The sequence below is a fragment of the Actinomadura napierensis genome, from assembly GCF_039529375.1.
GTDB classification, from domain to species: domain Bacteria; phylum Actinomycetota; class Actinomycetes; order Streptosporangiales; family Streptosporangiaceae; genus Spirillospora; species Spirillospora napierensis.
Genome location: NZ_BAAAMR010000214.1, coordinates 1 through 6,638, shown reverse-complemented (window position 1 = coordinate 6,638; position 6,638 = coordinate 1). Strand labels below are relative to the sequence as shown.

Annotated in this window: 6 protein-coding genes; 2 read left to right on the top strand and 4 right to left on the bottom strand. The window is 73.7% G+C overall.

The annotated features are described in order from the left end of the window. Positions 1-49 precede the first annotated feature (49 nt). Positions 50-160 (bottom strand): SapB/AmfS family lanthipeptide, encoded by a 111-nt coding sequence (locus ABD296_RS48505; protein ID WP_344285029.1) that lies wholly within the window; start codon positions 158-160, stop codon positions 50-52. A gap of 6 nt (positions 161-166) precedes the next feature. Next, positions 167-2,722 carry a class III lanthionine synthetase LanKC gene (gene lanKC, locus ABD296_RS48500; protein ID WP_344285026.1) on the bottom strand — a complete coding sequence of 852 codons (2,556 nt, stop codon included), beginning with the start codon at positions 2,720-2,722 and terminating at the stop codon, positions 167-169. 102 nt (positions 2,723-2,824) lie between these two features. On the opposite strand from lanKC, the gene ABD296_RS48495 reads away from it, so the two are divergent. Beyond that, complete coding sequence (locus tag ABD296_RS48495; protein ID WP_344285023.1) at positions 2,825-3,751, top strand: SDR family oxidoreductase; 927 nt, start codon at positions 2,825-2,827, stop codon at positions 3,749-3,751. After that, entirely contained in the window at positions 3,748-4,812 is a 1,065-nt protein-coding gene (locus ABD296_RS48490; RefSeq protein ID WP_344285020.1) for an NAD(P)H-dependent amine dehydrogenase family protein, read from the top strand. The genes ABD296_RS48495 and ABD296_RS48490 overlap by 4 nt, the downstream gene beginning before the upstream one ends. Before the next feature lies 1 nt (position 4,813). Here the strand turns inward: ABD296_RS48490 and ABD296_RS48485 are convergent, their stop codons facing one another. Together ABD296_RS48485 and ABD296_RS48480 are read right to left on the bottom strand one after the other, a co-directional pair. Then, the gene (locus tag ABD296_RS48485) at positions 4,814-5,680 is read right to left on the bottom strand and encodes a nitroreductase/quinone reductase family protein (protein ID WP_344285017.1); all 867 of its coding nucleotides are present in this window, start codon (positions 5,678-5,680) and stop codon (positions 4,814-4,816) included. A gap of 303 nt (positions 5,681-5,983) precedes the next feature. Next, positions 5,984-6,638 (bottom strand): helix-turn-helix transcriptional regulator (locus tag ABD296_RS48480; protein WP_344285014.1); only part of this gene is annotated, 655 nt, incomplete at its 5' end.

Genomic DNA, 6,638 nt, shown 5'->3' with positions numbered 1-6,638 from the left:
GGCGGGCGGCCGCGGCCCCCGTCACCGGGGACCGCGGCCGCATCATGCGTCACAGGCACAGCAGGAAGCTGGCCGCGCTGTCGCAGAGCAGGCTCAGCGTGCTCTTGCCGCCGCCGCCGTTGTGCTCCGACTGCATTCCCTGAAGGTCGAGGAGCGCCATGTTCCGTCACCTCCTTTCGGGCTGGATAGAGGTGGCCACCGCGGAGGGCTCCACGGGGGGTCGGGGGGCCGTCCGCAGGAACGGCAGCCCGGCCGGGGCGTCGTGCGACGCCGCGCCGAGCGCGAGGAGCACACCGGCGGTGCCGGTGGCGAGGTCCATGGACAGCCGGAAGAGGTTCTCGCCGGGCATCGCCAGGCCGCCGGCGAACGGCAGCGCGTGCCAGGCGAGGTCGCGGACGTGCCGGGCGACGCGCGGGTCGTCGCGGTCCTGGCGGGCGAGGTACAGCAGCATCCCGGCGCGCCCGCTGAACAGGCTCGGCTGCACGTAGTACCGGGACGCCGCGGCGAGCCGGACGGCCTCGCGGGCCCGCTCGAACTCCTCGTCGCGGCGGTGCGCGAGGTAGTCGTCCAGGACCAGGCCGATGCCGACGCTGCCGAGCGCGAGGTAGGGCATGATCCGGTAGCCCTCGTCGACGAACAGCGCGCCCTCGCCGTCGTCGATGCAGCCCGCGAGGTCGCGGCGGAGCGCGGCGGCGGCCAGGTCGAGCAGCGCGGTGTCGCCGGTCCGCTCGTAGCAGCGGATGAACATCAGCGCCGCGCCCGCCCCGCCGTGCATGAGGCCGGGCCGCGGGCTGCGCTCCGCCGTCGCCCGGTCCGCGACGATCCGGACGGCATGGTGGGCGGCGTCGCGCAGGCCGGTGTCGCCGGTGCGGTCGGCGAGGTCGTCGAGGACGAGCGCGACGCCCGGCAGGCCGCCGTGGAGATCGCCGCCGAGCCTTTCCCAGCGCTCGTCCAGGCAGTGGCCGACGGCGGTGAGCGCGGCGTCGGTGTGGCCGAGGCGCCCGAGGACGTAGGCGGCGCCGAGCAGCCCGTCGTACAGGCCGAGCCCGGTCCCGCGCGGCGGCGCCGCGACGCGGTCGGCCAGCCACTCCTCATGGTCGGAGCGGCGGCCTGCGCCCGTCACGTCCAGCGCGTACAGGACGCCGGCGGCGCCGTGCGCCAGCCCGAGCCGCGCCTTGCCGAACTGATCGACGTCGCCGGGGAACAGCCGGTCGGTCCGGCCGGGCGTGGCGCTCGCCAGGATCGCCCGGGTCAGGACCTCCCTGTCGCGCTTCCAGCCGGCCGGGCCGGGCGCGAACGCCGGCGCGGGGGCGGGCGGCAGGTCGCGGGTGATCTCCGCGACCGCCTCGTCCAGGAACGCGCGGGGCACCGGGAAGTAGCGGGCCGCGATGTCGGCGAGATGCCGGGCCTTGCCGCGGTCGATGACGAACAGCGTGGTCATCGGCATGAACAGGGCGAGCCGCAGGCAGGCCAGGCTGTACCGGTCGACCTCGACGCCGCGCCGGTCGTGCGGCGCCAGGAACGCCGGGCTGGCGAGGGTCTGCCGGCCCCGGTCGGCGGCGGGCGCCGCCGTCTCGAAGTCGATCAGCGCGACGGAGTCGTCCGGGCGGACCATGATGTTGAACATGTGCAGGTCGTTGAAGACGACGCCGCGCTCGTGCACGGCCGTCACGACGCGCTCGACGCCCTCGTACACCCGCAGCGCCCAGGCGGTGTACTCCGCGAACTTCCGGGGGTCGGGGTCCGGGTCGAGCATGGGATGGCGCGTCGCGTAGAAGCTGTTGAGCGGTTTTCCCTCGATGAACTCCATAACGAGGAAATGGTGCTCTCCGAGCGTGAAGGAATCGCGCACCCCGGGGACCCCGTCGACCCCTTCCAGCCGTTCCATGGTCAGCCGCTCGCGTTCCAGGCGCTCCACGGCGTCGGCGCCGTCGGCGGCGAGGCCGGCGAAGGGGCGGCCCTCTTTCAGGACGACCTTCTCGCCGGTCCGGGTGTCCGTTCCGGCATAGACTCCTCCGCCATTGGAGAAATGCAGCGCCTTCTCGATGCGGTAGGGGAGATCGGTCGTCGTCGTGGCCGAGCGGGCGGCCATGTGCGATTCCAGGCAGCGGGGGAGCGTCACCCATTCCGGCACGCTGAAGACGGGACCGCGCACGTCGGGGACGAGGTCGCCGGCGCCGTTCTCCAGCGCGGCGACGAGCTCGCCGCGCCCGTCCAGGCACCGCCGCTCGGCGAACCCGCCGTAGCGCACGTGCAGCGGCCCGTCGCCTATCCGCAGGTCGCTGAGGATGTAGGGGCCTGGCAGGCCGGCCACGCGGGCGCCCAGCTCGGCGAGCACCCGCTCCAGCTCGGCCTCGTTCTCGGGATAGATCGTGACGAGCTTGCCGCTCGCGCCGCGCGGCGCGTACTTGGCGTTCCGTGTCCGGAGCGTTCCCGGGGCGCGCAGATGCTTGAATTCCAGGCCCTGGGCGACGCAGTAGTCCCAGGTATGCTCGAGCACCTTGTCCGCGCTTTCCGCGCAGCCCGTCACATGGACTTTCCAGCCCTGCAGGGGAGTTCGCCGGACGGGCGGCACGTACGCCGTCCACTCGTCCCCGCGCTCCTGCTCCCAGCCCTCGGGCAACGGCCGCCGTGAAATCGCGAAATCGGATTCACGGGAGATCGGCGGGGCGTCGTAAAAGAGCCTGTCCGCGATGCAGTAGAGCTCATACCCCTTGTCCACGGATGGAATTCCTCCCCCGGGTGCCGGCACGGTGGCGCCCACGAGAGAAGACAATTGCAGGCCCGCCGCGGCGCGGCCAGTAGCCGAAATAACGATCGACCCGTGAAGATCTACCGCCCCCGGTGTGCGCGGGTCACCCGCCGGTACCCGCGGAAGCGCGGTATTGAAACAGGTTCTAGTTTCTGTCTAGGCTGGGCGCCCACGGGCGAGCGACCGGAGGTGACGCCGGTGATCCAGGACCGGTTCCGAATCGATGGCAGGGTCGCGGTGGTGACCGGGGCGGGCCGCGGGATCGGCGCGGCGGCCGCCGTGGCGCTCGCGCAGGCGGGCGCGGACGTGGTCGTGTCCGCCCGCACCGAGGATCAGCTTCGCAAGGTGGCGGCGGAGATCGAGGCGGCCGGCCGGCGCGCCCTGGTCGTCCCCGCCGATCTCAGCACGCCTGACGCGGCGGCCGAACTGGCCGCCCGCGCCGTCGACGGCCTGGGCCGCCTCGACATCGTGGTCAACAACATGGGCGGCACGATCCCTAACGCCTTCCTGGACACCACGCCCAAGTACCTCGAGAACGCGTTCCAGTTCAATGTGAGCACCGCGCACGCGCTGACCCGCGCCGCCGTGCCGCACATCCTGGAGTCCGCCACCGCGTCCGCGCAGGGCGCCGTCGTCAACATCTCCTCGGTCATGGGACGGGTCGCCGGGCGCGGCTACCTCGCCTACGGCACCGCCAAGGCCGCCCTCGCGCACTACACCCGGCTCGCCGCCACCGACCTCGCGCCGCGGATCCGCGTCAACGCGGTCGCCGTCGGCTCCGTCGCCACGTCCGCGCTCGACATCGTGATGACCAACGACGAGCTGCGCACCCAGATGGAGAAGGGCACCCCGCTCGGCCGCATCGGCGACCCGGAGGACGTCGCGGCGGCCGTCCTCTACCTCGCCTCGCCCGCGTCCGCCTACGTCACCGGCAGCCTGCTGCGCGTGGACGGCGGCATCGACGTCCCGAACCTCGACCTCGGCCTGGAGGACCTGTGACCTACCGCGTCGTCCAGTGGAGCACCGGCAACGTCGGCCGGCACGCCATCGCGGGCATCGACGCCCGCCCCGACCTCGAACTGGCCGGGGTGTGGGTGTCCAACCCCGCCAAGGTCGGGAAGGACGCCGGGGAGCTGGCCGGGCTCGGCCGCACCCTCGGCGTCGCCGCGACCGGCTCGGAGGAGGAGCTGCTCGCCCTGCGCCCCGACTGCGTCGTCTACACCTCGATGGCCGACGTCCGGCTGATGGAGGCGATCGACGACCTGTGCCGCATCCTGCGCGCCGGGATCAACGTCGTGTCCAGCGGCCCGGTGTTCCTGCAGTTCCCCGACGGCGTCGTCCCGCCGGAGATGTCCGATCCGGTGCGGGAGGCGGCCGAGGCGGGCGGCGTGTCGCTGTTCGTCAACGGCATCGACCCCGGCTTCGCCAACGACGCGCTGCCCCTCGCCGTCACCGGCATCAGCGAGCGGATCGACCAGGTCCGCTGCATGGAGATCCTCAACTACGCCACCTACGACCAGGGCACCATCCTGTTCGACGTGATGGGGTTCGGCCGGTCCCTGGACGAGACGCCGATGCTGCTGCAGCCCGGCGTGCTCACCATGGCGTGGGGCAGCGTCGTCCGGCAGCTCGCCGCCGGGCTCGACGTGGAGCTGGACGAGGTCACCGAGCAGCACACCCGGCTGCCCGCCCCCGAGACCTTCGACGTCTCCGCCGGGACGGTCGAGAAGGGCACCGCCGCCGCGCTGCGCTTCGAGGTGCGCGGGATGCGCGGCGGCGAGCCCGTGATCATCCTGGAGCACGTCACCCGGCTGCGCGACGACCTCGCCCCGGACTGGCCGCAGCCCGCCGGCGCCGGCTGCTACCGGGTCGAGGTGCGCGGCGAGCCGGACTACACCGTCGATCTCCAGCTGCTCGGCGGCGACGGCGACCACAACACCGCGGGGCTGAAGGCGACCGCGATGCGGCTGGTCAACGCGGTGCCCGCGGTCGTCGCGGCGCCGCCCGGCCTGCTCACCGCGCTCGACCTCCCGCTGATCACCGGCCGCGGCCTGCTCTGACCTACCGCTTCGGGGCGTTCAGGACCGGGACGAGCACCTCCTCCTCCCGGTCCAGGTGGCCCTCCAGATCGGCGGTGAGCCGGCCGATCTCGGCGGCGAGCGCCGCGCGGTCGGGCGCGTCGGCGGCGAGGACGGCCCGCAGGTCGTCCAGGATCGCCTTGATGGCCTCGTGCTCCTCGCGCATCCGTGCCAGCGCGGGCGCCAGGTCGGGGCGGTCGCCCTCGACGCCCGGGAACAGCATCAGGTCCTCGCCCGCGTGGTGGTTGCCGAGGCCCTGGCACAGGACCAGGCAGTTGACCCGCAGCTGCGCGCCGAGCACCGGCCCGGACGCGGCGGCCTCCGCCCGGATCCGCCGCAGCTCGTCGCGGAACGCGTCGTGCACCGCGACGAGCATGTCGCCCGGCCGCTCCGGCCCGGGCGGCGGCCCCTCCGCGACCTGGACGAGCGCGACGACCGGCAGCGTCCGGCCGGCCTTCGCCTCGTACTCGCCCCAGCCGGGGTCGGCCTCGACGGCCCGCGCGAACGCCCGGTCGCGCTCGTCGCCTTCCAGGACGACCGCGTCCGCCTCGTAGGTGAACGCGCCGCTCTCCACCGTCACGCGGGGGTGCGCGACGAGGTTGCGGAACCACGCGGGGTGCTTCGGCGACCCGCCCGCCGACGCGATGACGAGGACGCGCCCGACACCGTCCGGCAGGTAGCCGAGCGGCGTCGTGTGCGGGGCGCCCGACCGGGCCCCGGTGGTGGTCAGCAGGAGCAGCCGGCCGCCCTCGAACGGCCCGCCGACCCGGCCGGCGCCGGCGCGGAACTCCTCGATGACCTGCTTGTTGAAATCCATTCTTCGGTGGTCGTCCTCTCTGTTTTCGGGCATGGCGAATCGATCGCGAAAGAAGGCATGCACATACCGCTGAACGGCATGCGGAAACGGCACGCGAAATGGCGTGCGAAAAAGGGGTGCGTCCGCGCGCGGCGTCCGGCGGGCACGCCGCTGACGTCGTACGATGCGGAAGAAGAAGGAGGAAGTGCGATGGGCAGGCGGGCTGCGCGCCCGCCCCCGGCTCACTCGGAGGCCGGGTGCCTCTCTCGCTCGTGGCCCATGGCCGACCCGGCAGTCACGGAGAAGAATCTACTCAGATCGCGGCAATTACTCAAGGCCGGATTCCGGGGTCCCTTTTCACAGGCCTTCGCGGAGGGCCAGGGCGGCGGCCTGGGTGCGGCCCGTGACGTTCAGCTTCGCGAGGATGTTGGAGACGTGCACGCTCGCCGTCTTCGGGGAGATGAACAGCGCCGCCGCGATCTGCTTGTTGTTGTGGCCCTCCGCGACCAGCTTCAGCACCTCCCGCTCCCGCGCGGTCAGCGCGTCGAACGGCCCGGACGGGCCCGGGGCGGCGGGCCGGCCGGCGTCCAGCCGGGCGCGGGAGCCGAGGTCGTGGAGCGCGGCCAGCAGCGGCGTCGCGCCGCGCCGCTCGGCGGTTGCGACCGCCGGCCGCCACTCGGCCGCGGCGGCCTCCCGGTCGCCGCCCTCGGCGAGAGCCTCCGCGAGCCGCCACCGCGACCGCGCCACCTCGTACACGTACCCGCCGTCCGGGTCGCCGTAGGTGAACAGGTCGGGCGCCCTGCGCCACAGGTCCACGTCGTGCACGCCGTCCAGGCGGCGCCGCTCGGCCTCGGCGCGGGCCAGCCAGGCGTGCCCCTCGACGCCGAGCCAGGCGCGGGGCCGGCCGTCGGAGGTGGTCGTCGCGGCGGCGCTGGCCCGCCCGATCAGGTCGTCGCCGATCCGGACGGCGGCGCGGACGGTCTCCTCGTCGCCGGCGGGGCGGGCGCGGGCC

What these genes read in the sequence shown, in the direction of transcription:
- ABD296_RS48505 (WP_344285029.1), bottom strand. Translation starts at nt 160, where the DNA reads ATGGCGCTCCTCGACCTTCAGGGAATGCAGTCGGAGCACAACGGCGGC.
- ABD296_RS48485 (WP_344285017.1), bottom strand. Translation starts at nt 5,680, where the DNA reads ATGCCCGAAAACAGAGAGGACGACCACCGAAGAATGGATTTCAACAAG.